We start from the raw sequence: 1,348 nt of genomic DNA on the forward strand, positions 1-1,348 counted from the left end.
ATCACAAAATAAAGTACATCGGCACACTATCGAGTTCTCAAACAACACCACCACCAACAACCACACACCAACCGTGCGCGCCCCCTGGCAGCGAACGTTAACCTTACGCCACCCAGCCCGAAAAACAAAATCGAACCAAACAACCAGTTAACAAACACCAACAACAACCCCAACCACCAAGTGCTACACACCCCGCGGCCACAGCGTCGCTGACTCGGACTACAGTACACACCCCCACACAACAACACAAAACACCACGTCAAGGGGCACAAACGAGCTCATTGATAGCGATCCCAAGCGCCCTACTACTCGGCTAAAGAATCGGCCATGTGCAAGAACTCTCTATAGCGCGACCGAACTCTTCCGGTAAACAGCGCGTAAACCCCGCCCGCGCCTCAAAAGTGGACTAGCAAGTTTGGAGGTTTGAACATTCACCATTCAATCACCGCTTCGGCCCCCGACATTCTTCAATGCTTCACGGACGCTAAGCGCACTCATTGATTCCTGATGACGCCCAACATAGCTACGAACCCAATCGGCATCCGTATACGCGTAGTCACGCAGTGCCCATCCAATGGCTTTGTTGATGAAAAACTCGTCGTCAAGCAGATTCGGCTGAATGACCGACGTCAATATTTCTACAGAAGTATCGGCTCGAAACCCCAGCTGGTGAAGGATCGCGACGCGTCGCATCCACATAGACTCATGCGTTGCCGCCGAGACCACGGTTGAATGGTCGGCCGTACTCGTACCGCGAAACACAGAACCATAGGCTTTCGCCAACGGATCAACGGTGTCCCACCAGGACTTCGCGGTTACCAGCCTCTCCAGATGAGCCAACTCATCAACCTTGAGGAACCGACCATCCGAGAACAGTCGAATGTAATCAACCGCAACGTACTGGAACTCACGCTCGTCGGCGCTCCAGCATTCTTCGACGAAATCCCAGTCGATTGCTCGGCGCTGCTTCTTCAAGGCGCGCAAGATCGGCATCGATCGCTGACGCCGAGCAACACTCTGAATACCAAGAAAAGCGAACTGATTTCGCATATAGGCAGCCATTTGGCTGGCTCGATCGGCATTGGCCAGTGGCACAACGGATTCACTGACGAGCTCAAACGAACTTTGCGACGACACCCCTCAAGCATAAGCGACATGCAACGAACGGTGGGACGACTATGCACACATATCCTCGCTTGTGTGTTCGAGTGTGGGCACACAAAAAAAAGGGGGCCCAGCCCACAAGGACCAGACCCCCACAAAAACAATGCCGGCAGCGACCTACTCTCCCACACCCTCCCGAGTGCAGTACCATCGGCGCAGGCAGACTTAGCTTCCGGGTTCGGAA

Annotated in this window: 1 protein-coding gene and 1 rRNA gene; both read right to left on the reverse strand. The window is 54.0% G+C overall.

The genetic code is table 11. The features are described 5' to 3' along the window. Positions 1 to 438: 438 nt before the first annotated feature. Entirely contained in the window at positions 439 to 1,137 is a 699-nt protein-coding gene (locus tag WG938_RS10755) for a DNA alkylation repair protein (RefSeq protein WP_339980301.1), read from the reverse strand. A 131-nt stretch (positions 1,138 to 1,268) separates the two neighbouring features. Then, positions 1,269 to 1,348 (reverse strand): 5S ribosomal RNA (gene rrf / locus WG938_RS10760); the annotation flags it as partial.

Source organism: Corynebacterium sp. H113 (genome assembly GCF_037572315.1).
GTDB lineage: Bacteria > Actinomycetota > Actinomycetes > Mycobacteriales > Mycobacteriaceae > Corynebacterium.